Raw genomic sequence first — 984 nt, forward strand, 5'->3', positions numbered from 1 at the left:
AGCGCGGCGGTGTTGTTGGTGGTGATGTAGCCCGGCGCGATCGCGTTGACCTGCACGCCCCTGGGCGCCAGTTCGTTGGCCATCGCCTTGGTGACGCCGGAAACGCCCGACTTCGCCGCCGCATAGCTCGGCACGCGGATGCCGCCCTGGAAGGTCAGCAGCGAGGCGATGTTGACGATCTTGCCGTAGCCACGTTCGGTCATGCCCTTCGCCGCCGCCTGGCTGAGGAAGAACAAGGTCTTGAGATTGGTGTCGATCACCGCGTCCCAGTCCTCCTCGGAGAACTGCAGCAGGTCATCGCGGCGGATGATCCCTGCGTTGTTGACGAGGATGTCGACCTTGCCGAGACCCGCCACCGCTTCGTCGATGACGCGGCCGACCGGCTTGATGCTGGACAAGTCGGCCTTGATGTTCACCGCCTTGCGGCCCGTCGCGGCGATCAGCGCCAGCGTCTCGGCCGGTTCGGAGCGGCCCGCGACGGCAACGTCGGCGCCCGCCTCGGCCAGCGCGACGGCGATGGCCTGGCCGATTCCGGTGTTGGCGCCGGTGACGAGCGCGGCCTTGCCCGTCAGGTCGAAGGAAATTGCCATGATACCCTCTCTCGTCATTGCGAGCGCAGCGAAGCAACCCAGGGCGGCTGCGACGCTGGCTCGATGGATTGCTTCGTCGCTGCGCTCCTCGCAATGACGAGCGTAGGGGGTAAGCGAAGGCTTACTGGAGCTGGCAGATATCCAGCACGTTCATGTCGGTGTAGTCGAGGTTCTCGCCGCCCATCGCCCAGATGAAGGCGTACTTCTTGGTGCCCGAACCCATGTGGATCGACCACGGCGGGCTGATGACGGCCTCTTCGTTGGCGATGACGATGTGACGCATCTGGTCGGGCTCGCCCATGTAGTGAAAGATGCGGTCGTTCTCTTCGGGCAGCTCGAAGTACAGGTAGATTTCCGAGCGGCGGTCGTGGAGGTGCGGCGGCATCGTGTTCCA

The 984-nt window shown here is 64.7% G+C and carries 2 protein-coding genes; both read right to left on the reverse strand.

Going from position 1 to position 984, the window contains the following annotated elements:
- On the reverse strand, positions 1-590 hold a 590-nt coding region (locus ACODRZ_RS26740; protein WP_488973192.1), incomplete at its 3' end, for an SDR family NAD(P)-dependent oxidoreductase.
- A gap of 121 nt (positions 591-711) precedes the next feature.
- A partial coding sequence (locus tag ACODRZ_RS26745; RefSeq protein WP_488973191.1) for a 5-deoxy-glucuronate isomerase occupies positions 712-984 on the reverse strand: 273 nt, incomplete at its 5' end.

The organism is Novosphingobium sp. FG90 (assembly GCF_057808725.1).